At 47.6% G+C, this 685-nt stretch carries 1 protein-coding gene and 1 pseudogene; both read right to left on the bottom strand.

What is annotated here, in order from left to right; genetic code table 11:
* Positions 1-93: pseudogene (locus KIV40_RS33620) on the bottom strand (type VI secretion protein); the annotation flags it as partial.
* Positions 93-685: DUF6931 family protein (locus KIV40_RS33615; RefSeq protein ID WP_285353756.1), on the bottom strand; the 593-nt coding region annotated here is incomplete at its 5' end. The gene KIV40_RS33615 and the pseudogene KIV40_RS33620, both read right to left, overlap by 1 nt.

Genomic DNA, 685 nt, shown 5'->3' with positions numbered 1-685 from the left:
AACAATTGGACCACCCACATGAGGGATTGGCGGTGTACCCGGTGTTTGCATCGGGCATGTGTGCACGTCAGTCAATCTTGCTGCAGACGGCATCATTGGCCTCCTTCGCGTGTAGCACCAGAGCCACCATTGGCGATATCAATAGCGCTGTTAAATACCTTCTTGTAGTAAGCCTTATATCCTGACCACTCAGGCAGAGCTGCGGCTGTATTAACCGCTCCAGCAACAGCCTTTGCGTAAAGAAGATCAGCAGGCATAACCACTGGTAAATCAGCAGGTGCAATACTGCCTTGACCACTCCAAAACACTGATTGTCCTACCCATCTGGCTGGACTTTCATTCGGCAGAGGTTCTAGTGCTTTTTCAATGTATCTGCGAGTCGCTTCGTTTGGTTCTTTCACCCATTTGCCACTCTCATTAATCAACTTGAGCTCTTGGTTGGTTAAGTCCGCTTTTCTTAACTGCGTCGCTTGTACTGACCACCAGATCGCCTCTCGCATTAGCAGTGCATGTGCTAAGTAGTTAGTAAGATCGATGTTCAGCTCCGCATCTCGCAACTTAGTAATCGCCTCTGTAGGTAACGTCTCAACGTTTACCAAAGCACTTGCTTCTTCTGATAGCTCAAAATGAGCGAGTATCTGAGCTGAATTCTTGTATGGGATCTTTTTCATCAGTTCACCATCAC

The organism is Vibrio sp. D173a, assembly GCF_030248475.1.
The sequence above is the reverse complement of the archived record's forward strand: the minus strand, read 5'-3'. Positions and strand labels throughout refer to the sequence as shown.